The organism is uncultured Flavobacterium sp. (assembly GCF_963975515.1).
Lineage (GTDB): Bacteria > Bacteroidota > Bacteroidia > Flavobacteriales > Flavobacteriaceae > Flavobacterium.
The window spans coordinates 281966-306883 of the sequence record NZ_CAXBGY010000001.1; the positions used below are offsets into that span (position 1 = coordinate 281966).

General features: G+C 29.0%; 20 protein-coding genes. 9 read left to right on the forward strand and 11 right to left on the reverse strand.

The genetic code is table 11. From position 1 onward, the window contains the following. Positions 1–24: 24 nt before the first annotated feature. The 5 genes from AAC008_RS01310 to holA all read right to left on the reverse strand — a co-directional run bounded on the left by AAC008_RS01310 (position 25) and on the right by holA (position 5930). Positions 25–585 carry a hypothetical protein gene (locus AAC008_RS01310; protein WP_339886943.1) on the reverse strand — a complete coding sequence of 187 codons (561 nt, stop codon included), beginning with the start codon at positions 583–585 and terminating at the stop codon, positions 25–27. Next, positions 582–2600 carry an ATP-binding protein gene (locus AAC008_RS01315; protein WP_339886945.1) on the reverse strand — a complete coding sequence of 673 codons (2019 nt, stop codon included), beginning with the start codon at positions 2598–2600 and terminating at the stop codon, positions 582–584. The genes AAC008_RS01310 and AAC008_RS01315 overlap by 4 nt, the downstream gene beginning before the upstream one ends. Positions 2601–2786: 186 nt before the next feature. Next, positions 2787–4478 (reverse strand): energy-dependent translational throttle protein EttA, encoded by a 1692-nt coding sequence (gene ettA / locus AAC008_RS01320; RefSeq protein WP_339886946.1) that lies wholly within the window; start codon positions 4476–4478, stop codon positions 2787–2789. A 79-nt stretch (positions 4479–4557) separates the two neighbouring features. After that, a complete protein-coding gene (locus AAC008_RS01325) occupies positions 4558–4740 on the reverse strand; it encodes a CAL67264 family membrane protein (protein ID WP_339886947.1) in 183 nt (60 codons plus the stop codon). Positions 4741–4925: 185 nt separating this feature from the next. Further along, complete coding sequence (holA, locus tag AAC008_RS01330; protein WP_339886948.1) at positions 4926–5930, reverse strand: DNA polymerase III subunit delta; 1005 nt, start codon at positions 5928–5930, stop codon at positions 4926–4928. 54 nt (positions 5931–5984) lie between these two features. Here holA and AAC008_RS01335 point away from each other — a divergent pair, with 54 nt between their 5' ends. The 4 genes from AAC008_RS01335 (at position 5985) to AAC008_RS01350 (ending at position 9438) form a co-directional block, all read left to right on the forward strand. After that, positions 5985–6437: a type I restriction enzyme HsdR N-terminal domain-containing protein gene (locus AAC008_RS01335; RefSeq protein ID WP_339886949.1), complete on the forward strand. Its 453-nt coding sequence runs from the start codon at positions 5985–5987 to the stop codon at positions 6435–6437. After that, positions 6430–7425: a glycosyltransferase family 2 protein gene (locus tag AAC008_RS01340; RefSeq protein WP_339886950.1), complete on the forward strand. Its 996-nt coding sequence runs from the start codon at positions 6430–6432 to the stop codon at positions 7423–7425. The genes AAC008_RS01335 and AAC008_RS01340 overlap by 8 nt, the downstream gene beginning before the upstream one ends. Positions 7426–7494: 69 nt before the next feature. After that, positions 7495–8328, forward strand: a complete 834-nt coding sequence (locus tag AAC008_RS01345) for an OmpA family protein (RefSeq protein ID WP_339886951.1) — start codon at positions 7495–7497, stop codon at positions 8326–8328. 207 nt (positions 8329–8535) lie between these two features. Continuing rightward, positions 8536–9438: a L,D-transpeptidase gene (locus AAC008_RS01350; protein ID WP_339886952.1), complete on the forward strand. Its 903-nt coding sequence runs from the start codon at positions 8536–8538 to the stop codon at positions 9436–9438. Between the two features lie 15 nt (positions 9439–9453). Here the strand turns inward: AAC008_RS01350 and AAC008_RS01355 are convergent, their stop codons facing one another. Beyond that, the gene (locus tag AAC008_RS01355; RefSeq protein ID WP_339886953.1) at positions 9454–10473 is read right to left on the reverse strand and encodes a carboxypeptidase-like regulatory domain-containing protein; all 1020 of its coding nucleotides are present in this window, start codon (positions 10471–10473) and stop codon (positions 9454–9456) included. A gap of 7 nt (positions 10474–10480) precedes the next feature. Then, a complete protein-coding gene (locus tag AAC008_RS01360) occupies positions 10481–11101 on the reverse strand; it encodes an L-threonylcarbamoyladenylate synthase (RefSeq protein ID WP_339886954.1) in 621 nt (206 codons plus the stop codon). A gap of 89 nt (positions 11102–11190) precedes the next feature. Between AAC008_RS01360 and AAC008_RS01365 the strand changes: the two genes are divergently transcribed. Continuing rightward, entirely contained in the window at positions 11191–12045 is an 855-nt protein-coding gene (locus tag AAC008_RS01365) for an alpha/beta hydrolase (RefSeq protein ID WP_339886955.1), read from the forward strand. Here AAC008_RS01365 and AAC008_RS01370 read toward each other — a convergent pair whose 3' ends face one another. Then, a complete protein-coding gene (locus AAC008_RS01370) occupies positions 12046–14376 on the reverse strand; it encodes a UvrD-helicase domain-containing protein (RefSeq protein WP_339887200.1) in 2331 nt (776 codons plus the stop codon). A gap of 281 nt (positions 14377–14657) precedes the next feature. Between AAC008_RS01370 and AAC008_RS01375 the strand changes: the two genes are divergently transcribed. Next, positions 14658–15179 (forward strand): hypothetical protein, encoded by a 522-nt coding sequence (locus tag AAC008_RS01375; RefSeq protein WP_339886956.1) that lies wholly within the window; start codon positions 14658–14660, stop codon positions 15177–15179. A 44-nt stretch (positions 15180–15223) separates the two neighbouring features. Here AAC008_RS01375 and AAC008_RS01380 read toward each other — a convergent pair whose 3' ends face one another. From AAC008_RS01380 to AAC008_RS01390, 3 genes are all read right to left on the reverse strand, one after another. Next, positions 15224–16012, reverse strand: a complete 789-nt coding sequence (locus AAC008_RS01380; protein ID WP_339886957.1) for a hypothetical protein — start codon at positions 16010–16012, stop codon at positions 15224–15226. A 68-nt stretch (positions 16013–16080) separates the two neighbouring features. Beyond that, complete coding sequence (locus AAC008_RS01385) at positions 16081–16989, reverse strand: patatin-like phospholipase family protein (protein ID WP_339886959.1); 909 nt, start codon at positions 16987–16989, stop codon at positions 16081–16083. Between the two features lie 38 nt (positions 16990–17027). Further along, entirely contained in the window at positions 17028–19088 is a 2061-nt protein-coding gene (locus AAC008_RS01390) for a M1 family metallopeptidase (RefSeq protein ID WP_339886961.1), read from the reverse strand. A gap of 140 nt (positions 19089–19228) precedes the next feature. Here AAC008_RS01390 and recG point away from each other — a divergent pair, with 140 nt between their 5' ends. From recG to pheT, 3 genes are all read left to right on the forward strand, one after another. Next, positions 19229–21331, forward strand: a complete 2103-nt coding sequence (recG, locus tag AAC008_RS01395) for an ATP-dependent DNA helicase RecG (RefSeq protein WP_339886962.1) — start codon at positions 19229–19231, stop codon at positions 21329–21331. Positions 21332–21423: 92 nt separating this feature from the next. Next, a complete protein-coding gene (locus AAC008_RS01400; RefSeq protein WP_339886963.1) occupies positions 21424–22287 on the forward strand; it encodes a bestrophin family ion channel in 864 nt (287 codons plus the stop codon). A gap of 122 nt (positions 22288–22409) precedes the next feature. Beyond that, entirely contained in the window at positions 22410–24839 is a 2430-nt protein-coding gene (gene pheT / locus AAC008_RS01405) for a phenylalanine--tRNA ligase subunit beta (protein WP_339886964.1), read from the forward strand. The last annotated feature ends 79 nt before the right edge of the window (positions 24840–24918 follow it).

The following is a 24918-nucleotide window of genomic DNA, read 5'->3' on the forward strand; positions in this document are numbered from 1 at the left end:
AGCTAAAATTTAGCTTCTTTTTTTTTATTTTGCCACTGTTTTACTCCTAATCTCTTTAAAAGAATAGGTCATATTATCTAATTTATTTTTATATTCTTCTTTATTATCCAATAACGTCCATGTCATAATTTGATAATATGATTTTTGCGATTTTACAAAAGCTAGATGATAGTAAACTTCATATTCATCAACTTTTCCTTCAAATTCGACAACTTTAGCTTCTAATCCATTTATTAAAGTATCTTTCTCTTTTGAGATTTTTTTTAAGTTTGTTTCAGATTCAAACCCATCAATTATTAATTTTGAGTATCCATTTAAATCAGGTTTATATTTGTCAACTAAATCATTATCGACAATAATAGTATTAAATACTTCTGCACTTTCATCTATAATAACAACATATAATTCTTTAAAAATATTTTGATATTGTAAAGAAGCTTCATCATTCAATTCATTAGTCTTAGACATATTTGAATAAATGTCTAATGAATATTGATTATTAATTGTTATAGTTTCGATTTCTGAATCGTCTTGACAAGATTGAAAAAAGACAAATAGACCAACAAATAAAGTAATTTTTCTCATTTTATATATTTATGAATAATTGAAACTAGTTCTTTTTCATCAAAAGGTTTTATAATAACTTCATCTATTTCAGATTGAGATATTTTATTTTTAATTTCGTTTACATCAGAAGCAGTTAATGCTATTATCGGCATATTAGGATTTGTTTTTTTAATTCTAATTGCTGTTTCAAAACCATCAATTTCGGGCATATTAATATCCATTAATATAATATCATGTTTATTAATTTCTAATTCTTTAATTGCCTGAAAACCACCGTCAACAACTGTTGCTAAAAAATTATTTTTTTCTATAATTTTCTTTGTTATTAATTGATTTATTTTATTATCCTCTACAATTAATACTTTTATAGATTTTTTTAAATTCTTTATTTCCTTTTTTGTATTTATAGTATTTTCATTTGGTTTAAGTCTAAAATGCAATTCTAAATGTATTTCTGTTCCAATATTTTCTTTACTTTCAAGAGTAATTTTTCCGTTTAAAATTTCAATTAAACTTTTAACGATATATAATCCCAAACCTGTGCCTTGATAATCTGTTTGTTTTCTATTTAATTGAATAAACTTATTGAAGATTAATTTTTGTTCGTATTCATCAATTCCAATTCCATTATCTTTTATGTTTATTTGAACGTTAATATCATCTTCTGTTCTGTTTAGAATTTTAACATCAATTTCTACAAGTCCATTATTTGTAAATTTTAAAGCATTTGTAATCAAATTCATTATAATTTGAACAAATTTTGTCTTATCACCATAAACATATTTGGGAAAATCATTTTCTACTTTAAATTCTATTTTATTGTTATTCTGCTTTGCTAAATATTGAAGTGAATTTATAATTTTATTAATTTCTTGGTTCACAGAAAGTTTTTTTGAGTCAAGAACAAGGTTTTTACTTTCTAATTTATTGGTCTGCAAAATATCATTAATTAACATTAATAAATAATTAGCAGAAAAATTTAAAGATTTAATTTTTTGATTATTTTTAAATTCTTTATGTTCTTCAACGAGTAAACCAATTAATCCAATAATCCCATATAAAGGTGTCCTTATTTCATGAGTAACAGTTGATACAAATTGACTTTTTAAGTTTGAATTTTCTTCGGCTTTTAATTTTGCAATTTCTAATTTTGAATTTTGAATTGCTAAAGTGGTATTTAGTTTTGATCTTATTTTATGATTTCTATAAAGAAGAGCAAATAATATTCCTATAATTACATAAAGTGAAATTAATAATATATTAATCGTTTTGTTGATACTTAAACTCTTGATATATAATTTATTTTCTTCTTCAATTCTATCAATTTCTCTTTTGTATTCTTCTAGTTCAATTAGATTTTGTGTCTCTCTAATAGTCTCAATTTTTTCTTCATTATAGATTTTATCTTTTAAAATTTCTGATTCATTTAAAAAATAATATGCTTTATCGAATTTTTTTTGAGTTGCATAAAAGTCTGATAATTTAAAATACAAATCAGCAATATTGCTTTCAATTAATTCGGTTTTATTTTGTTTAGAGATTTCAACTGCTACCAAATAATACTTTTCCGCTAATATATCATTATTACTCAAATGTTGATAATAATCTCCAAGCAGAGCATTATAAGTCATTCTGGCTTCAAGTTGTCCTTTGGTATTTACAAATTTTGCTATTTCATCTAAATATATTTTTCCAATATTATATTTCTTTTCTGCAAAATAAGCACTCGCAATATTCTGTTTTATATAGTTAACTTCAATCTCGTCTTTTATCTTAATAGCAAAAGTTAGAGCTTTTTTATAATACAATATGCTTTTTGCAATATCACCCTTACTATAGGAATATACATTTCCAAGGTTGTTATAAAGCCACTGTTTTACAGAATCATTTTCAGTTAAGTTAGCATGATTAATACCTTTCTCATAATACTCTATTGCCTTGTTCGTGTCTAAATATTCATCAAAATTTAGCCCAATAATATTATACGATTTAGCAATTAACTCATCATCATTTAATTCGACAGAAAAATGCAAAGCGGATTTAGCTTTATCTAAAGATTTTTGATTTTCTAATTTTAAAAAATCATTTCCTGCTTCATTTAGTATAGAAATAACTTCCTTTTTCGATTTAGCTGGTTGAGCATAAATGAAAAAGGAAGTTAATAGTAGTAATAATGAAAAAATGTACTTACTTCTAAATAAAATAATATCTAATTTAAATTATCTAATTAATTTTTTATATTTAATTCTAGTTGGAGTAACTTCTTTACCTAATCGTTTGCGTTTGTTTTCTTCATATTCAGAGAAACTTCCTTCAAAACAATATACTTCAGAATCACCTTCAAAAGCTAAGATATGTGTACAAACTCTATCTAAAAACCATCTATCATGCGAAATAATTACAGCACAACCTGCAAAGTTCTCTAGACCTTCTTCTAGTGCACGTAATGTATTTATATCTAAATCATTTGTTGGCTCATCTAAAAGCAAAACGTTTCCTTCTTCTTTTAAAGTCATTGCCAAATGCAATCTATTTCTTTCTCCACCAGAAAGTGTAGCTACTTTTTTGTTTTGTTCACTTCCACCAAAATTAAAACGAGAAAGATAAGCTCTAGAATTTACTTGTCTTCCACCCATCATTACTAATTCTTGACCATCACAGAAGTTTTCCCAAATTGATTTCTCTGGGTCAATATTTGAATGGGCTTGATCTACGTAAGCGATTTTTACAGTGTCACCAATTTCAAATGAACCTGAATCTGGTTGTTGCTCTTCCATAATCATTCTAAAAATTGTTGATTTACCAGCACCATTTGGTCCAATAATTCCAACAATTCCCGCTTGTGGAAGTGTGAAATTTAAGTTGTCATATAATAATTTATCACCAAAAGCTTTAGCTACATTTTTAGCTTCAATCACATTTGTTCCTAATCTTGGTCCATTTGGAATATAGATTTCTAATTTTTCGTCTAATGCTTTTTGGTCTTCGTTTAATAATTTATCATAGTTCTGTAAACGTGCTTTTTGTTTGGTTTGACGTCCTTTTGCTCCTTGACGAACCCAATCCAACTCACGTTCTAATGTTTTTCTATGTTTAGAAGCAGATTTTTCTTCTTGCTCCATACGTTTTGTTTTTTGGTCTAACCAAGAAGAATAGTTTCCTTTCCAAGGAATACCTTCACCTCTATCTAATTCTAAAATCCAACCCGCAACGTTATCCAAGAAATATCTATCATGCGTTACAGCAATTACAGTTCCCGGATATTGTTGTAAATGTTGTTCTAACCAAAGTACAGATTCAGCATCCAAGTGATTGGTTGGCTCATCTAATAATAATACTTCTGGTTGTTGCAAAAGTAAACGACATAAAGCTACACGTCTTCTTTCTCCACCAGAAAGCACACTAATTGGTGTATCTCCTTCTGGCGTTCGAAGTGCATCCATAGCAACTTCTAATTTGTTGTCAATTTCCCAAGCACCAGCTGCATCGATTTTATCTTGTAAATCAGCTTGTCTGTCCATTAGTTTTTGCATTTTATCTGCATCTTCATAAACTTCTGGTAATCCAAACTGATCATTGATTGTATTAAATTCGTCAAGTAGAGCATAAATTTCGGCTGCACCTTCTTTTACGATTTCAAGTACTGTTTTTGTTTCGTCTAATTGAGGTTCTTGTTCTAAATAACCTACTTTATAACCTGGTGCGAAAACCAAATCTCCTTGAAAATTTTTATCTAAACCTGCTATAATCTTTAGTAAAGATGATTTTCCTGAACCATTTAAACCTAGTATTCCAATTTTTGCTCCATAGAAGAAGCTTAAATAAATATTTTTTAAAACCTGTTTGTTAGTGCTAGAGTAAATCTTGTTTACTTTAGACATTGAAAATATTACTTTTTTATCGTCTGACATTATGCTTTATTAAATTGTTAAACTGTTTATTTGTTGATTTTTGTTTTTGTCCGATGGCTGAAACCAAAGGTTATTCAGGTTACACCCTTCCTTTTAAAGCATTGAAAACCCATGCAATTGCAAAGAATCCAATTCCTACTGCTGCAAATCCCCAACCTGCAACATCATCATATCTATAAATACCTAGACCAATGATAATAACTCCCATTAATATCATTATAAATGTAGCCCAAGCTAATACTGTATTTTTATTCATTCCCATTTTTATCGTTTTTTTAAGGATAACAAATGTATCGATTTCAAAATTCAATTGCAATAAACATATAGAAAATTCCAATATTTGAAATTCCAAATTCCAACTTGAATATTAATTATAAATTCAAAAACAATTTCAACATCAAAATTCTAAAATCTTAATACTTAATTCTCACATCTTAATACTTACAACTATCTAAATATATGAATCAACATTTCTTTTAATAAATCACTTTGAGGTAATGCGTTTGCTCCAACTCCTTTACTTTTAACATCTATATCTCTTAAGGTTGCAATAATTGCACTCACTTTTTTCATTGGATAATTTCTAAAAGCTACATCATAGTCCTTTAAAAAATAAGGATTTACCTTTAAAACAGCAGCTAGATTTTTTGGATTCTTATCTTTTGTTCCGTGATATTGCAATAACTGTGAAAAGAAACTAAACACTAAACTTGTAGTAACTACAATAGGATTGTCTTTAGGGTTTTGAGCAAAATATTCAATAATCTTGTAAGCTTTCAGTTTGTCTTTTTCACCAATAGCTTTTCGTAACTCAAAATTATTATAATCTTTACTTATACCAATATTATCTTCTATATCTATAGGAGAAATCGTATGCCCTTTGGGTAAAACAATTTTTAACTTATCTAACTCATTACTGATTTTTGATAAATCAGTTCCTAAAAACTCAACCAACATAAGACTAGCTTTTGGTTCTATAGCATAACCTTGACCTTTTAAAACTTTCGTTATCCACGTACCAACTTGATTTTCGTAAAGTTTTTTGCTTTCATAAACAACTCCGACTTTAGCTAAAGTTTTAGTAACTTTTTTTCGCTTATCTAATGTTTTATACTTGTAAGCAAAAACTAAAACTGTTGTAGGCTGCGGATTTTCTAGATAACTTTCTATTTTATCGATTGTTTTAGACAAATCTTGTGCTTCTTTTACGATAATAATTTGTTTATCAGCCATCATTGGAAAACGCTTTGCACTTGAAATTATATCTTCAATAGAAACATCTCTTCCATACAAAATTGTTTGATTAAAATCGCGTTCGTGTTCTTGCAACACATTTTCTTCAATAAATTCTGTAAGTTTATCAATATAATAAGGTTCTTCACCCATAAAAAAGTAAATGGGTTTTATGTTTCCGGCTTTTATATCTTTTGTAATTTGAATGACTTCGTCCATAATCAGTGTTCAGTAATTAGTTGGCAGTTTATATTTTTTGAGTAATTTTGGCTTATGCAACAATTAAATTTTCCAAAATATTCTTTCCGATTCAAAAATAGTGAAAATAAAGTGTCTATTTTTGATGAAATCAGAAAAAAATTCATTCTTCTTACTCCAGAAGAATGGGTTCGTGTACATGTTATTCGATTTTTAATTGATGAAAAGAACTATCCAAAATCCTATATAAACGTTGAAAAAGTTGTTAAAATCAATGGAATGAACAAGCGTTATGACATTGTAGTTTTTAATAAAGATGGTTCTATTTTTCTATTAATTGAATGTAAAGCTCCAGAAATTACGATTGACCAAAAGACATTTGACCAAATTGCTAGATATAATATGATTTTAAAAGCCAATTATTTAATGGTGACTAATGGTCTAAATCACTACTTTTGTGAAATAGATTTTGAAAAAGAACAATATAGTTTTTTAAGAGAATTACCTCATTTTACTTTACATGAATAAAATAGCAGTTGTCATATTAAATTGGAATGGAGAGAAATTGTTACAACAGTTTTTACCTTCTATTATTCAGTATTCTGAAAATGCTTCAATTTATGTGGCTGATAATGCTTCTACTGATACTTCTATTGCTATTTTAAAACGTGATTTTCCAACTGTAAAAGTTATTCAGAATAAAGAAAATTATGGCTTTGCAAAAGGTTATAATGAAGCACTTAAATTTGTAGAAGAACCATATTATGCTTTAGTAAATTCAGATATTGAAGTTACAGCAAACTGGTTAAATTCGATTATTGAATTATTTGATAAAGAAACAAAAACTGCCATAATTCAGCCTAAAATTTTAGATTTTAAAAAGAAATCACATTTTGAATATGCTGGTGCAGCTGGTGGTTTTATTGATAAATATGGTTATCCCTTTTGCAAAGGTCGAATTTTTGATACTATAGAAGAAGATAAAGGTCAATATGATGATAAAACTGAAATATTTTGGGCATCTGGAGCATGTTTTTTTATTCGTAAAGAAGTTTATCATGAGTTAGAAGGTTTTGATGCTGATTTTTTTGCTCATCAAGAAGAAATTGATTTGTGTTGGAGAGCTTTTAATTTAGGATATATAGCAAAATATACTTCAAAATCTTTAGTTTATCATGTTGGTGGTGCTACTTTAGATGTTGCCAATCCAAGAAAAACTTTTCTAAATTTCAGGAACTCACTATTTATGTTGGTTAAGAATTTGCCTTTAAACCAGTTTATTCAAGTTCTATTTATTCGAATGATTTTAGATGGAATTGCTGCCTTTAAATTTTTATTTCAAGGAAAACCAAATCATTTTCTTGCTGTTGGTAAAGCACATTTTTATTTTTACTTAAAATTTAACATATTTTTCTCAAAAAGAAAATCAAGTTTAAAAGCTAACTACTTCAAGCTTAATTCAATAGTTATGGCTTATTTTATCAAAAAACAAAAAACTTTTTTAGAATTATTTTAACAATATTTTATCTTACCATAGTTTTATGAGAATCAAATTCTATATACATTTGTTAAAAATTTGAAGATTATGAAAAAACTAATTTTATCGCTATTGGTAATCGCTTTCACAATGACATCTTGTGGATCGAAGAAAAAGATTGCTTCATTAGAAGCTAAGAACAAGGAAACGCAAGATTTATTAAATACTGCGACCATTAAGTTGAATAACTGTTTGACAGAAAAGAAAGCTTTTGCTGATCAACTTGATTATTTGAAAAAAAACAATTCAGATTTAATTAACAGTTCCAAAGAATTAACAGTTTTAACTTCAAAAGGTGCAACAAATCTTGAGAAATCGTTAGAGAGTTTAAAAGAAAAAGATTTAAAAATCAACCGTTTGCAAGATGCTTTAACTAAAAAAGACAGTGTTACATTGGCTTTAGTTACAAGTTTAAAGAAAGAAGTTGGAATTAATGATCCAGATATTAAAATTAATGTAGAAAAAGGAGTTGTTTTTATATCAATTGCTGATAACTTGTTATTTAAATCAGGAAGTTATGAAGTAAGTGATGGTGCCAAAAATGTTTTAGCTAAAGTAGCTAGAGTAATTAACAGCAAACCAGATTTCGAATGTATGGTTGAAGGTCATACAGACAGTGTTCCATTCAAATCTAATGTTTTATTAGACAACTGGGATTTATCTGTAAAACGTTCTACAGCAATTGTAAGAGTATTACAAAATGACTTAGGAGTTGATCCAAAACAATTAATTCCTGCAGGAAGAAGTTTTTATGTTCCATTAACGGATAATGATTCTCCTTCAAACAGAGCAAAAAACAGAAGAACTAAAATCATCATTTTACCAAAAATCGATCAGTTTTATGACATGATTGAAAAAGAAATGAAGAATTTGAGTAAATAATTCAAAATTTATAAAATATTTAAAAAATCCAATAGTAATTCTATTGGATTTTTTTTGTGCAATATTTTTATGTTTATAATGGATTATAAATTACTAATGCGTTTTTTTAATTCTAAAATATTTCTTATATTTAAAAGGTGATTTGATAGTCTTTTTAAGTAGAAATTTAAAAAACATCTAGACTAAAATTTGAAACAAGAAAAAAAAATGAAAAAAAAATTTATAGTTATAAACCTTGTACTAGTACTTTTTTCATGCCAACAGACAAAATACCCAGATGATAAAGATATTGACTCTCAACAACAACTTAAGAAAGCTTCTTCCGAAATTGAAAATTCAAAAAAATCAATTGATACTACAATAATCACTTATGAATGGACATATCCTAAAGAATGGCTTTTAGAGCATGAAACTGATACTTTAAAACAACAAATTGCTTTTGCTATAAACAGAACAGATCTATCTAATTTTACACGAATGGATTCAGTTATTATACCAACTGATTTTCGTTATGATAAAGCAAAATACCTTCCTTTTCCTTTAGAAGTAAATTATCTAAAAGGTATTAATAAAATTATTTTTTTTTCTTACCCAACACAAACTTTCGCAGCGTACGAAAAAGGAATATTAAAAATTACAGGCCCAACCAATATGGGTAGAGAAGAATATTTAACGCCAACAGGTCTTTACTTTACAAATTGGAAAGCCAAAGTTAAAATTAGTACAATTGATGACGATTGGATTCTAAATTGGAACTTTAATATTTTAAATAAAGAAGGAATTGGATGGCATGAATATAGTTTGCCTGGTTATCCCGCTTCTCATTCTTGTTTAAGACTTCAAAAAAAGGATGCAAAATTTCTTTATTATTGGGCAGATCAATGGGTTCTAGCTGACCAATACACTATACTTGTTAAAGGAACTCCAGTTGTAATCTTTGGTAAATATGATTTTTCTTCGGCTAAACCATGGCATAATTTAATTTCTAATCCAAAATCAATTGACATTACAAAAACGGAAATGGAAAAAATAACACAGCCTTACTTAAACGAAATTCTAGCTGCACAAAAAAATAGAGATACACTGGTTTTAAAAAAAGCTTTCCAATAAAAATTAAAAAAAATATTACTCAATCCCATAATTAGAAGGCAACATATCTCCTATTTTCTTTTCTGATAAATCTCCCGAAAAATAAATTTTGTCGTAGTTGGAAAATAATCCATATCGATCAATTACAAAATTATCGGTGTGAAAAATAATTTTAGATTGTTCTCTTCTGTTGTATAACAAACTAAACTCAGCCACAAAATCTTTTGCATGCAAACCTCTTTCTTGTTTTTTAATGAATATTTGCTTTACTCCTAATGTGTCTTTAATATATAAATGTTCGACTGAATTAGCTTGAAACTTTCCATTAAACAATGTAAATTTATCTTTACTCCATTCTTTATTAGCCATGTTTCTAAACAATTGTAGAAAAGAACCATTGAAAACTTTTTCTCTATTTTTTAATTTTCTATCGCTATTATCAATTTCTTCAAAACGAGATGTTCCTACGTAAATACTTGAGTAAACATCATTTCTTTCAATACTATATTGATTAAATTTTGCATCAAAAGTGGTTAAGTCAAAATAAACTTTATAGCCCAAATACGGATTATCTATGATTAAAGGTTTGTCAGCATAAGCTGTAAGCACAAATCTATCGTTGTCGTAAGAAAAATAAATTTCATCTTCATTTTCTATTTTACATTGATTTCCAGCTCTTGTTGTGCCTAAAAACTGATTTCTAAAGAGAGCTATCATTTGCTTTCTTGAAAACTTATTGTCTGTCAATACAACTTCTCTAAGATCTTCTGTAGATTCTTTTAATATGATTTTATAAGGTTTATCAAAACTTAACTTATTTAGGTACACTTTATCAAACCCAACAAAACTGACTACTAATGTGGCACTAATTTCAGATGGAAGTGTTATTTTAAATTTTCCATCCATATTTGTAGATGTGCCAAAAGAAGAACCGTCAAAATAAACTGTTGCACCAGCTAGTGGTTCATCATTTTTATCTACAACAATACCTGTAATACTTTGTGAGAACAAAGCCGAAAAACTCAATAATAAAATAAATGTAACTACTTTTTTCATTTGCAACTTATAAAATGTCTAAACTTCCTTTTCCTTCACGAATAACTTCTGGTTCATGTCCTGATAAGTCAATGATTGTTGAAGCAACATTATCACCATAGCCACCATCAATTACTAAATCGACTTTGTTTTGCCATTTTTCAAAAATTAATTCTGGATCCGTTGAATATTCTATTACCTCATCATCATCGTGAATAGATGTTGAAACTATTGGATTTCCTAACATTTCAACGATTTGTAACGCAATATTATTGGCTGGAACACGAATTCCGACTGTTTTCTTTTTTCTGAATTCTTTTGGCAAATCATTATTACCTGGTAAAATGAATGTATAAGGTCCAGGCAATGCTCTTTTAAGGATTTTGAACGTAGCTGTGTCAATTTGCTTAACATAATCAGAAATATGGCTTAAATCGTTACAAATGAATGAAAAATTGGCTTTTTCTAACTTGATGTCTTTGATTTTGGCAATTCGTTCTAAAGCTCTAGAATTTGTGATATCACAACCTAAACCATAAACAGTATCTGTTGGATAAATAATTAATCCACCATTTCTTAAAACCTCAACTACTTTTTTTATAGAAGCTTCGCTAGGTTTGTCTTCGTATATTCTTATGAATTCTGCCATTGCAACTTGTTTTGGATCTATTTTTGATACTTTTTAAACCAAATAATCGTTTTAATTAAGTAACTTTAGTTCAAAGATATAGATTAGCTATGAAAACAAACAATTTATTTTTCGGTTTACTGTTATTTTTACTTATTCCTATTTACTCATGTTCTAATGATAATGCTTCAACTACAGAAGATTTATCAGTAGCAAAAACTATGATTAATGTAAGTTATGGCTCAAATTTGCAACAGGTTTTTGATTTATATCTTCCTGCAAATAGAAGCTCAACTTCAACAAAAACTTTGATTTTAGTTCATGGTGGTGGTTGGATTGAAGGTGATAAAGTTGATATGAATTATGCTGTTGATATAATCAAGCAATTTTTACCTGAATATGCTATTGCAAACGTAAATTATAGATTAGCAACAACTGGAAACTATGCTTTTCCCATGCAAATTGATGATATTAATGCCATTGTTCAGAAACTAAAAGTTGAAAATTATGGTATTTCTGATGATTTTGGTTTCATAGGAACAAGTGCTGGTGGTCATTTATCGCTATTATATAGTTATGGATATAATTCAAATAATAATATAAAAATGGTTTGTAGCATTGTTGGCCCAACAAATTTTACAGATTCAAATTATGTCAATAATCCAGCTTGGTTGGATTTATATTTTAACTTAACAGGTGTTCATTATGCAGATAATCCAAGTTATTACGAGCAATTAAGTCCATTATATAGAGCTACTTCTTCATCTGTTCCCACAATTATGTTTTACGGAAATGCTGATCCATTAATTCCAACATCACAAGGAGTTGATTTACATACTAAGTTAGACCAGCTTGGAGTTTATAATGAGTTTAATCTATATAATGGTGGTCACGGAAATTGGTCACAAACAGATTTATTAGATGCTAATTTAAAAATGATTGCTTTTATTCAGAATAAATTTTAATTATCCTAAAACCTGCAATTTAGCAAAACGAAGTAATAATTTTTTAATTCCACCTACTTCAAAACGAATTTCTGCTTTTTTGTCTCCTCCTACTCCTTCGATATTTAGGATTTCACCTTTTCCAAAACGTTCGTGCATTACTACATTTCCAACATTTAAATTAGTGTCAAATAAATTGGTGTTTGAAGTTGAATTACTTGAAACTGGTTTTAATTTTCTAATGTTTAAGCTTGGTTTTTCATCATAACTCAAATGTTTTGGAGGTGTTCCTGCTGTTGGTTTAGCTAAACGTAATTTAGATTTATCAATGTCTCCAAAAATATCAACATCCATCATAGGTTTGTATCTATAATTTGATGTGTCAGTTGGGTTTAAATATTCTATATATTCGCTATTAATTTCTTCAATAAAACGAGAAGGTTCACTATCTACTAATTTTCCCCAACGGTATCTAGATTGAGCATAAGTTAAATAAGCTTGATGTTCTGCGCGAGTTAATGCAACATAAAACAAACGTCTTTCTTCTTCTAACTCACTACGCGTACTCATACTCATAGCACTTGGAAACAAATCTTCTTCTAATCCAACTACAAAAACATATGGAAACTCAAGTCCTTTTGCCAAGTGAATAGTCATTAGTGCTACTCTATCATCATCACCAGTGTCTTTATCTAAATCAGTTGCTAAAGCTACATCTTCCATGAATTCTGCTAAAGCTCCTCTTGCTCCATCAATTTCTTTTTGACCTTCAATAAAGTCTTTTATACCGTTTAAAAGTTCTTCGATGTTTTCAATACGAGCAATTCCTTCTGGTGTAGCGTCTTTCTTTAATTCTTGAACTAAACCAGTCTTTTTTGTCACATGTTCTGCTAAATAAAAAGCATCTTGATTTTCATTAATTACCTGAAAACTTTTAATCATGGTCACAAAATCTTGTAACTTATTCTTAGTCCCAGCATTTAATTTTAAATCTATTTTATCAATATGCTCTAAAACTTCAAAAATAGAACGTTTATAATGATTGGCTGCAACTGTTAGTTTTTCTATAGTTGTATTACCAATTCCTCTAGCAGGATAATTTATGACACGAATTAAAGCTTCTTCATCTTTTGGATTGATGACTAATCTCAAATAGCATAAAACATCTTTTATTTCCTTTCTTTGATAGAATGATAAACCTCCATAAATTCGATACGGAATGTCACGCTTACGCAAAGCATCTTCCATAGCACGTGACTGTGCGTTGGTTCTATATAAAATAGCAAATTGTCCGTTATTCAGCTGCTTATTCATTTTTTGATCAAAAATGGTTGCAGCTACAAAACGACCTTCTTCACCATCGGTCATGCTTCTGTGAATTTTTATCTTTTCCCCATCATCATTTGCAGTCCAAACAATCTTATCTAGCTTAGTTTTGTTTTTATCAATTATGTTATTTGCAGCTTCAACTATGTTTTTAGAAGAACGATAATTTTGTTCCAAACGATACATTTGAACATTTTCGTAATCTTTTTGGAAATTCAGAATGTTATTGATGTTTGCTCCACGGAAAGCATATATACTTTGAGCATCATCTCCAACCACACAAATATTCTGAAATCTGTCTGATAAAGCTCTAACAATCAAATACTGTGAATGATTTGTATCTTGATACTCATCAACTAATATATATCTAAATCTATCTTGGTATTTTGCTAAAACTTCTGGGAAACGATTTAAAAGCTCATTAGTTTTCAATAGCAAATCATCAAAATCCATAGCACCACTTTTAAAACATCTATCAACATAATTTTGATAAATCTCTCCCAAACGTGGCTTCTTTGCCATTGCATCAGCTTCTTGCAAATCTTGGTTATTGAAATAAGCCTTAACTGTAATTAATGAGTTTTTAAAAGATGAAATTCTACTTAAAACTTGTTTAGGTTTATAAACATCTCTATCTAATTGCATTTCTTTGATAATGGCTGAAATTAATCGAACACTATCTTGCGTATCATAAATCGTAAAGTTAGATGGATAACCTAATTTATCAGCTTCTGAACGTAAAATTCGAGCAAAGACAGAGTGGAAAGTTCCCATCCAAAGGTTTTTGGCTTCGTTACTTCCTACAATATCAGCAATACGTTTTTTCATTTCACGTGCTGCCTTGTTGGTAAATGTTAGCGACAAAATATTAAATGCATCTACACCTTGACTCATTAAATTAGCAATACGAACTGTTAAAACACGAGTTTTACCAGAACCAGCTCCAGCAATAACAATCATTGGTCCGTCTTTCTGAATAACAGGTGCTCTTTGTGCTTCGTTTAATTTATTAATGTGGTCTTGAATCATAGGAATTTAAGTAATGTACAAATTTAGGTGTTTACAAGTTCAAGTGCAATAGCAATTTCAAAAATCAAATTATAATAGTTTTTTGGAACACAGATTTCTGAAATTTGAGAAATCTTTTAAAAATTTATTATTGGAATTTTATTTTTTTAATGTTTTCTTTGTGACTTATAAAAACATATAAATAGATACTTCAAAGATTATTTAAATTGTTTTCCGTTGGCTAAAGCCGAACGGCAATTGAATTTAAAATATTTTCTTTACCCTTTAAAAATATTAAAATGAATATTGACAAAATACTTGAAATTGTTTCTTACACTTTACCTTCTTTAATAACTGGTGGAGTTGCTTATTTTCTTTTCACATCTTATTTTAAAGACCAACAAAATACAAGACGTTGGTTATTATTAAAGGAAAACCAGAAAGAATCTTTGCCTTTAAGATTACAAGCGTATGAAAGAATGGTTTTGTTTTTAGAACGAATTCATCCTGCACAATTGTTATTAAGAGTTATTCCACCAACTGAAGATAAAAACGATTATGCTACTTTATTGATTCATGCTATTCAAACAGAATTTGAACATAATTTAACGCAACAAATCTATATTACCAATGAATGCTGGGATGTGATTAATAAATCTAAAACTACTACGGTTCAAATGATTCGCAAAACTTCTTTGAATACTGAAATTGCTAATGCAAATCAATTGAGAGAAGCTATTTTAAGACAATTAACTGAAATGGAAGCACCAACTAGTGTTGCTATTAGTTTTATTAAGGAAGAATTGAAAAGTGTGTTATAAAAAAAGCCTTCAAAATTGAAGGCTTTTTTTATAATTGAAATTTACTATTGTTTTACTAACGTCCAAGTTAAGTTAACATACCAAGAAATACCTTGTACATTAGCATCTTCAAATGTTAAGTTATTAGTATCTGTTATAAATCCTTTTACTAAACCATCCTCAGAACTAAAAGAACTCAAAGGATTTCCTCCTTGAAATTCCCAATCAACAATTGTTAATTCTCCACAAATATCTACGAAATCAAACCAATAATAAGTAGAGAAGTTGGGTAAGTAAGAAGATCTATATGCATTTGGAGCTGTTTTTGTAACAATTGCAGTTCTAGTTCCCGAACTATTTGTATAAGTACCTTGTAAATTAGTTTCGCAACCAACAAAAACAATTTTTATAGTTTTATATTGTTGACCAACGACTACGTTTTCAGTATTTGATGTTAATTTTAAAACTAATTCCGTTTTTTCTGTAGGATTTAATTGCCCTGTGTTTACGTTTAATGGAATTGTTGCAAAAGTACTTCCTGCTGGAATTGTAATTTCATTTGTATTATTAACAAAATCAAATTCAACTCCTTCTGTGGCAGTAGAGTTTAATAAATCCACTTCATAATTTAGTGTAATATTTGAAGTAGAGGTCTTACCATCACCTAATCCAATAAAGTTTACGGCAAAAGTTTTTTCAATTTGACCAAGGTCTTCAAAAAATGCAATTGACTCAAAAGATTTATCAAAACCTACAATTTTAGGTCCTGATGTTAAATTTAGTTCAGAATTAGTGTCGTCATTAGTACACGCAAGCAATAACAATCCAGTTGTTAAGATTAGTAATTTTTTCATAAGATTTCCTTTTTATAGTTATTTTATTACAAGATGTAATTTTTTAAAAAAGGTTGCGTTAAAAAAAATTATTCTTCAATTGGAATTTCTTGTGTATCTACATCTTTAGATTTGGCATAATCATAACCAATTTGCCACCATTCTTTCATTTTTTCTTTGTTAAAGATTAATGAGTTGGTTGTTAAAACTGAAGGTGTAAAATAAAAATTGATTGTTGCTCCTTTAAATTTGGCTTCATATTTTCCAATTTTGATGTTTTGGTATTCAATTCTATCCATCATAAAGGCAAACAAATTCGTTAGCGCTGAAAATGCACTTCTTGCTGGCAATCTATTGTACAAAGGAGTTTCTGTCTGTAAGATAATAGCATCTACTTCTGTAGCACCATTTTTTATAGCTTCTTCAATTGGAATCATACTAGCAAAACCACCGTCAGCATATTCACAACCATCTTTTTTAACCAATGACATAAATGGAATATAATTACACGAAATCCAAATCCAATCGCAAAAATCTTCATATAAATAATCATTGATAGATTTGTATTCTACTGTATTTAGCGATAAATTTGAAACAGTAACAAATATATTTTTAGAAGAATTTTTTAAAATTTCAAACTCTTCTTCTGTAAATACTTTATTAATTAATTTTCTTAAATTTTTACTTTCTCCAAAGGTTTTTGAGCCTCTCCAAAAATTTTTTAAAACATTAAAATGATTAATTTCAATTATATCTTCTCCAAATTTCTTTTTTATGGTAAATGGACAATTACTAAAGATGCTATTTTGGTTTACTGAAGTGTATATTTCTTTAATTTTTTCAACTTTTTGTAAAGCTAAATGTGAAACTAACAAACTACCCGTCGAAGTTCCAAAATACATATCATATTCTCTTTTTAAATCTTGTATTAAGTATTGTGCTACACCACCAGCAAAAGCTCCTTTACTTCCACCACCTGAAATTACTAATGCTTTCATTCAAATTAATTTTTCTTAAAGATATAAAAAATGTAATATTATTCGCTTAAAAAATAATCTATTCTGTCCTTTTGAACTGAAGAACTTTTCCCTTTTAATTGTGTCAATTGGTTTCTTACATCGCTATTTTTTAAAAGTTTTCTCAAAGTGTCTTTTGAAAATTTCACTGCTTGCCATTTAATATGTGATGATAAATCAATTAAAGATGTTAATACTACATCAGAAACTTCATTTAATTGCAATAAATTTTCAATAGCTTTTTCTCTAACGGTTATATTATATTCTTCTCTAGTCATTTGTTCAAGTTCAGCAATTGTATTGCTATAGATTACTTTATCATTTTTAAAAGTTATTGCCTTTAAAATTAGATGTGCAAATCTTAAATTATAATCTTGTCCTACCCAAGTTCTACTAATGTCTATATACCTTTCTCGATCTTCTCTAAAAGTAGTCCAGAGTTTATATAAAGCTATTTCTCTATTTATATAAGAATGATCTGCAAACATTTTCTCATATTCAGTCTTTAATTCTTTAGGAATTAATTGAAAAGATTCTGCTAAAGTTTGTTTTGCTTTAATATCTTTTAATGCAAAAAGTTGGAAAACTAACTCTCTTTTATCTAAATAAGGGATTTCTTTTAATTGATATACTATCTCTTGATATATTGGATGAAAATATTTTTCTTGTAAAATGTTATTGAAGTTAACTTTTTTATTATTAAAATAGACTGTTTCCAATTGTCTAACGGCTAAATAATCTTTCATGAATTTACTGTCTTTGATACAATTCATCGCTTCATTCCAATCAAAAAAGGCATTTTCTAACCATTTCTTTTTAAATGATTCAACATCATAATCTGAAACATTTTTAATTTCAGCCAAGAAATCATCCGTTTCTACTGTTCCATATTGATATTTTTTTAAATAATTCTTAACCGCTTTATCAAATTTACTTTCACCAATATTTGCTTGAATAACAAATAAAGCCCAAGCACCTTTTTTATATAAAGACAATGAACTAGCTTTATCACTTAAAATAGGGTTATCATCTTGTAAGGAAGCTTCTCTTAATTGTTCCGCCATTTTTAATAACTCATTATTAAAATAATCATCACCAAAAACTTCTCTTTCGGCTAAAAGTGCATAATATGTTGCAAAACCTTCTTGTAACCAATGATGTTTACTCTCTTTGGCAGTAACTAAATTTCCAAACCATTGGTGTGCTAATTCATGAGCATTTACGTTCACGTAATTTTTATCGTTAAAACCTACAGCATCAACTACGAATTCGTCTGAGAATATTGTAAATGTTGTGTTTTCCATACCTGCATATAAAAAATCTCTAACTGGTGCTTGTCGATAGACTTCCCAAGGATAATCTACTCCTATTTTCTTTTCTAAAAAATCAAAAATATCCTTTGTGTATTTGTAAGTAGATTCAAATTTATCGTCATCTATTTTTCCTAAATATAGTTCAATTGGAACTTTTGAATCAGAATAGATAATTTGTTTTTCATACTTACTGATTACTAAAGCTACAAGATAAGAACTCATGGGCTTTTTCATTTCATAAGTCCACTTAGTATCATTAGGTTTAAAATCTTTATTTTTTAATTCTCCGTTAGTAAGTGCATAAAAGGATTTATCAAAAGTTAAAGACAAATTAAAGATTACTTTTTCATTTACATCATCAAAACTTGGTAACCAATTGCTAGTATTTTTTCCTTGACCTTGTGTCCAAATTTGCAAATTAGAGCCATTTCCATTAAAATACAAAGCCTGTTTGGGTGTGACCTCATATTCAAAATATAAAACATTTTTACCTTTTTTGAATCCTTCTGTTAAAACCAATTGTTTTTCTGTTGCAATAAAATTAACTTCCTTTTTATTGATAGTGAGTTTATTAAATTTCATATCAATAGCATCAATTTTTATTATATCAATTTCTGATAACACTTCAAATTCATAAGTTACTTTTCCAGAAATCGATTTTGTTATTTCATTTGGAACTAAATCTGCGGTAAGCACTTTAAAGTCAACATTTGAAGTTTGTTGACTAAAACAGATACTACTTATTAAAAGTAAAAATAAATACCTCATAATTTTATATATTTAATTAAATAAATTGTTTAATTCTATTAAAATTTAGTAAAGATTGACTATCAAATTTAGTAATTTAAACTTATCTTCGCTTTATAGTTTTTTATAAAAAAATCAAACTTATAAACAGGAATTAATATATGAACAATCTCTTAGAAACTCCCATAGAATACCTAAAAGGTGTCGGTCCACAGCGTGGAGAGTTGTTTCGAAAAGAATTAAATGTTCATAAATATGCTGATTTAATCAATTTATTTCCCAATAGATATATCGATAGAACTCATTATTTTAAAATAAATCAATTACAAAATACCAGTTCAGAGTTTCAAATAATTGGAAAAATTATAAACTTAAAAACCGTTGAACAAAAACGAGGAAAACGTTTAGTAGCAAAATTTATTGATGATACTGGTGAAATGGAGTTGGTCTGGTTTCAAGGTCAAAAATGGATTAGAGAAGGTTTGAAAATCAATGAAGTTTATGTCATTTTTGGAAAAGTTACTCAATTTGGAAATACGTTCAATATGGCTCATCCTGAAATGGAATTATTAGCCGAACATAAAGCCAGCCTTCGTTCCGCTATGCAACCTGTTTATCCAAGTACAGAAAAACTTAACAATAAAGGAATTACTAATAAAGTTGTCAATAAGTTAATGCAACAATTATTTGTAGAAACTCAAGCTCTTTTTTCTGAAACTTTGCCGGAATATTTAATTGATCAACTTAAATTAATTCCAAAAAATGCCGCTTTATTCAATATTCATTTTCCAAAAAATCAGGATTTATTAGCTAAAGCGCAATTTCGTTTAAAGTTTGAAGAATTGTTTTTCATTCAATTACATCTCATCACAAAAAACTTAATTCGAAAACATAAAATCAAAGGTCATCCTTTTGAAAAAGTAGGTGATAATTTTAATAATTTCTACAAAAACCATTTACCATTTGAATTAACAAATGCTCAAAAAAGAGTACTAAAAGAAATTCGAAATGACATGGGAAGCAATGCTCAAATGAACCGATTATTACAAGGTGATGTTGGTTCAGGAAAAACAATTGTAGCCTTAATGTGCATGCTAATAGCAAAAGACAACGGTTTTCAAAGTTGCTTAATGGCTCCTACAGAAATCTTAGCCAATCAACATTTTATAGGTTTAACCGAATTAGCTAAAGATTTAGATATTAACATACAAATCCTAACGGGTTCAAGTAAAACTAAAGAACGAAGATTAATTCATGAAGCTCTTGAAAACGGAACTTTAGACATCTTAATCGGAACACATGCTGTATTAGAAGACAAAGTCAAATTTCAAAATTTAGGTTTGGCCATTATTGATGAGCAACATCGTTTTGGTGTAGAACAACGAAGTAAATTGTGGAAAAAAAATACAATTCCACCACACGTCTTAGTGATGACTGCAACACCAATCCCAAGAACATTAGCCATGAGTTTATATGGCGATTTAGACATTTCTGTAATTGACGAATTGCCACCAGGACGAAAACCTATTCAAACCGTTCATCGTTTTGACAGCAATCGTTTAAAAGTCTGGAAATTCATTAAAGATGAAATCGCAAAAGGCAGACAAATCTATATTGTTTATCCGTTGATTCAAGAATCTGAAAAAATGGATTATAAAGATTTAATGGATGGTTACGAAAGTATTTCTCGAGATTTTCCTTTACCTCACTACTCTATTTCTATTCTTCACGGACAAATGAAGCCTGCTGACAAAGAAGAAGAAATGAGACGCTTTTCAGAAGGCAAAACCAATATAATGGTTGCAACAACTGTAATTGAAGTTGGTGTTAATGTTCCTAATGCTTCTGTAATGATTATTGAAAGTGCCGAACGTTTTGGATTATCACAATTACACCAATTGCGTGGAAGAGTTGGTCGTGGTGCTGAACAAAGTTATTGCATCCTTATGACAAGCCACAAATTAAGTGATGACAGTAAAACACGAATGGAAACAATGGTAAAAACCAATGATGGTTTCGAAATTGCTGAAGTAGATTTAAAACTTCGTGGTCCTGGTGATTTAATGGGAAAACAACAAAGTGGTGTGCTTAATCTTCAAATTGCTGATTTGGTTAGAGATAAAGATATTCTTCAAGTAGCTAGACATGAAGCAATAAAACTTTTAAAAGCTGATGCACCAATGGAAAAACCAGAGCACAAAAGACTTCGCGAAGTTTTCATAGCCATGAGCAAAAAGAAAAATATTTGGAATTATATAAGCTAGGTAATGGTTTTGGGGTAATTGGCAATAGGCAAACTATTATCAAAAAAACTCCCATAACCTATCACCTATAACCCTTAACCTTAAAATAAAAAATGGTACAATACAACCCAAAAGATTGGATTACATTCATCTTCAGATTTCATAAAGCCGATACTTTTCGTCAATTAATTCCAATGATGATAACTATAGGCTTATTCTCTTATGGAGTAGCTTATTTAGAATTGGAATACTGGAAATTATCAGAACAGAGCCACGTAAAAAACATAACCATCATGCATGGAATGTTAGGTTTTGTAATTTCATTACTTCTAGTTTTTAGAACAAATACAGCTTATGATCGTTGGTGGGAAGGTCGAAAACATTGGGGAGCATTGGTTAATAATAGTCGAAACTTAGCTATTAAATTATCTGTAATTCTAAAAGACGAACACGACAAAAACTTCTTCAGAAAAGTAATTCCTGGTTATGCTTCTATTTTACAAAAACACTTAAATGACGAAGAAACGGCCAAAATGCTTTTTGAAGATTTGGATTTAGATATCGATCACCACAAACACAGACCCAATCAAATTGCCAAAATGATGTTTCAAAAAATACATGATCTACATGTAAGTGGAAAAATTTCAGGTGATCAATTAATCATTATCAACAACGAAATTCAATCTTTTACAGATATTTGTGGTGCTTGTGAGCGAATTAAAAACACACCTATTCCCTACTCTTACAGTTCATTCATAAAGAAATTTATTTTCTTTTATATTATGACCTTGCCTTTTGGATATGTCTTTAGTTTGGGGTATTATGTAATTCCTGTAGTTGTATTTACTTTCTATGTTTTGGCAAGTTTAGAATTAATTGCAGAAGAAATTGAAGATCCTTTCGGAAATGATGCTAATGATTTACCAACCGTGAAATTAGCTAGTAATATCAAAAAACACGTAGAAGAAATTATATAAGATAGCTTTTGGATTTTCAGATTTTCAGATTTTGGATTTTCAGAAAGGTCAAAAATTCTAAATTCTAAATTCTAAATTCTAAATTTAAAAAAGTATCTTTGCACCCTTAAAATTCGAACAAAATGCGTATTTCATACAATTGGTTAAAACAATTTATTAAAATCGACTGGGAATCAGAAGAGACTGCTGCTTTGCTTACCGATTTAGGTTTAGAGGTAGAAGGTGTAGATAAATTTGAAAGCCTAAAAGGTGGTTTAGAAGGAATCGTTGTAGGTCATGTGTTGACTTGTGAAAAACATCCTGATGCTGATAAATTAAAAATTACAACTGTTGATTTAGGAGACGGAAATGCTCCAATTCAAATTGTATGTGGTGCTCCAAACGTAGCAGCTGGTCAAAAAGTACCTGTGGCAACTATTGGAACAAAATTATACGATAAAGAAGGGAATTCTTTCGAAATAAAAAAAGGTAAAATTCGTGGACAAGAAAGTCACGGAATGATTTGTGCCGAAGACGAATTAGGTCTTGGTGAAGGTCACGATGGAATTCTAATCTTAAACGAAGATTTAAAACCTGGAACTTTAGGAAAAGATGTTTTTAATATTGAAACAGATGAAGTATTTGAAATCGGTCTAACACCAAATCGTGCTGATGCAATGAGTCATTGGGGAGTTGCTCGTGATTTAAAAGCAGGTTTAGTTCAAACTAATATTAATTCTGAATTAATAACTCCTTCAGTAAGTAGTTTTAATGTTGATAGAAGAACATTAAAAATTGATATCGAAGTTGAAAACAAAGAATTAGTTCCTCGTTATTGTGGGGTTACTATTTCTGGAGTTACAGTTAAAGCTTCACCAACTTGGTTGCAAAATCGTTTAAAATCAATTGGATTAACGCCAAAAAACAACATAGTGGACGTTACTAATTACGTAATGCACGAATTAGGTCAACCAACACATGCTTTTGATGCCAACAAAATAAAAGGAAACAAAGTAATCGTTAAAACGGTTAAAGCTGGAACAAAATTTACAACATTAGATGGTGTGGAACGTATTTTAGACAAGGAAGACGTTATGATTTGTAACGCTGAAGACCCAATGTGTATTGCTGGAGTTTTTGGTGGAATTAAATCAGGTGTTTCTGAGAATACTCAAAATATATTTTTAGAAAGTGCTTATTTTAATCCCGTTTCTGTTCGTAAAACAGCTAAACGTCATGGTTTAAATACAGATGCTTCTTTCCGTTTTGAAAGAGGAATTGATCCTACCATTACAGAATATGCTTTAAAACGTGCTGCCTTATTAATTCAAGAAGTAGCTGGTGGAGAAATTACTTCCGATATTGTAGATTTCTATCCAAAGAAGATTGAAGACTTTAGCGTTTTCGTGACTTTCGATAAAATCAATAAAGTTATTGGTGAAGAATTAAAAAAAGAAACCATCAAAACCATTTTAACTTCGTTAGAAATTAAAGTAAATAGCATGACCGAAAATGGATTAGGATTAACTATTCCATCTTATAGAGTTGACGTACAAAGAGATATTGATGTTATCGAAGAAATTCTTCGTGTGTATGGTTACAACAGCATTGGATTTACTACCAAAGTGAATGCAACGATTGCCAATTCTCCTAGAACTGAAGAATACAAAGTACAAAACATCATATCAGACCAATTGTGCTCACAAGGGTTCAACGAAATGATGGCAAACTCTTTAACTACTCCTGACTATATTAAATTATCAGAGCAGTTACTTGAATCTGAAACCGTTACTATTATAAACCCATTAAGCACTGAACTTTCTGCTATGAGACAATCTTTATTGTTTTCAGGGTTAGAAGCTATTTCATTCAACATTAATCGTAAAAAATCAAATTTACGTTTGTATGAATTCGGAAAAACGTATCACAAAGTGGAAAATGGGTATGATGAAAGAAAACGTTTGTGTTTATACCTTACGGGAAATAAAACAGCTGAAAACTGGAATACTGAAGCTACAAAATCGGACTTCTTTTTGATGAAAGGTTATGTTATGGCTTTGCTTACTCGAATTGGTTTAGACCAAAAAGTAAATTCATCTCCAGTAGAAAATGATGTTTTTTCAGAAGGATTATCTTTTGTTATTGGAAGAGAAACCATTGCGGAATTTGGAATCGTAAAAAAATCAGTTTTAAAAGCTTTTGATATCAAACAAGAAGTTGTTTATGCAGATTTAAATTGGGCAGCCATTCAAAAATATGTTTCTAACAAATTGAAATTAACTGAAATCTCAAAATTCCCAGAAGTTCGTAGAGATTTAGCTTTGTTAGTAGATAAAGAAGTTACGTTTGAAGCCATCTACAAAATTGCAAAACAAACAGACAAGACACTTATCAAAGAAATAAGCCTGTTTGATGTGTATGAAGGTAACAATTTACCAGAAAACAAAAAATCGTACGCTGTGAGCTTTATAATGAACGATGAGAAGAAAACATTAGAAGAAAAACAAATTGAAAAAGTAATGCAAAAACTACAAGCTAACTTTGAAAAAGAAGTTGGAGCTACTTTGCGTTAACCAACAATTATCTTTCCCACGAAAGTGGGAAACTTTTCAACAAACCGTTAATCCAATAAAATATATAAAAAATCCAAAA

What these genes read in the sequence shown, in the direction of transcription:
- AAC008_RS01310 (WP_339886943.1), bottom strand. Translation starts at nt 585, where the DNA reads ATGAGAAAAATTACTTTATTTGTTGGTCTATTTGTCTTTTTTCAATCT.
- ettA (WP_339886946.1), bottom strand. Translation starts at nt 4,478, where the DNA reads ATGTCAGACGATAAAAAAGTAATATTTTCAATGTCTAAAGTAAACAAG.
- AAC008_RS01325 (WP_339886947.1), bottom strand. Translation starts at nt 4,740, where the DNA reads ATGGGAATGAATAAAAATACAGTATTAGCTTGGGCTACATTTATAATG.
- holA (WP_339886948.1), bottom strand. Translation starts at nt 5,930, where the DNA reads ATGGACGAAGTCATTCAAATTACAAAAGATATAAAAGCCGGAAACATA.
- AAC008_RS01335 (WP_339886949.1), top strand. Translation starts at nt 5,985, where the DNA reads ATGCAACAATTAAATTTTCCAAAATATTCTTTCCGATTCAAAAATAGT.
- AAC008_RS01340 (WP_339886950.1), top strand. Translation starts at nt 6,430, where the DNA reads ATGAATAAAATAGCAGTTGTCATATTAAATTGGAATGGAGAGAAATTG.
- AAC008_RS01345 (WP_339886951.1), top strand. Translation starts at nt 7,495, where the DNA reads ATGAAAAAACTAATTTTATCGCTATTGGTAATCGCTTTCACAATGACA.
- AAC008_RS01350 (WP_339886952.1), top strand. Translation starts at nt 8,536, where the DNA reads ATGAAAAAAAAATTTATAGTTATAAACCTTGTACTAGTACTTTTTTCA.
- AAC008_RS01355 (WP_339886953.1), bottom strand. Translation starts at nt 10,473, where the DNA reads ATGAAAAAAGTAGTTACATTTATTTTATTATTGAGTTTTTCGGCTTTG.
- AAC008_RS01360 (WP_339886954.1), bottom strand. Translation starts at nt 11,101, where the DNA reads ATGGCAGAATTCATAAGAATATACGAAGACAAACCTAGCGAAGCTTCT.
- AAC008_RS01365 (WP_339886955.1), top strand. Translation starts at nt 11,191, where the DNA reads ATGAAAACAAACAATTTATTTTTCGGTTTACTGTTATTTTTACTTATT.
- AAC008_RS01375 (WP_339886956.1), top strand. Translation starts at nt 14,658, where the DNA reads ATGAATATTGACAAAATACTTGAAATTGTTTCTTACACTTTACCTTCT.
- AAC008_RS01380 (WP_339886957.1), bottom strand. Translation starts at nt 16,012, where the DNA reads ATGAAAAAATTACTAATCTTAACAACTGGATTGTTATTGCTTGCGTGT.
- AAC008_RS01385 (WP_339886959.1), bottom strand. Translation starts at nt 16,989, where the DNA reads ATGAAAGCATTAGTAATTTCAGGTGGTGGAAGTAAAGGAGCTTTTGCT.
- AAC008_RS01390 (WP_339886961.1), bottom strand. Translation starts at nt 19,088, where the DNA reads ATGAGGTATTTATTTTTACTTTTAATAAGTAGTATCTGTTTTAGTCAA.
- recG (WP_339886962.1), top strand. Translation starts at nt 19,229, where the DNA reads ATGAACAATCTCTTAGAAACTCCCATAGAATACCTAAAAGGTGTCGGT.
- AAC008_RS01400 (WP_339886963.1), top strand. Translation starts at nt 21,424, where the DNA reads ATGGTACAATACAACCCAAAAGATTGGATTACATTCATCTTCAGATTT.
- pheT (WP_339886964.1), top strand. Translation starts at nt 22,410, where the DNA reads ATGCGTATTTCATACAATTGGTTAAAACAATTTATTAAAATCGACTGG.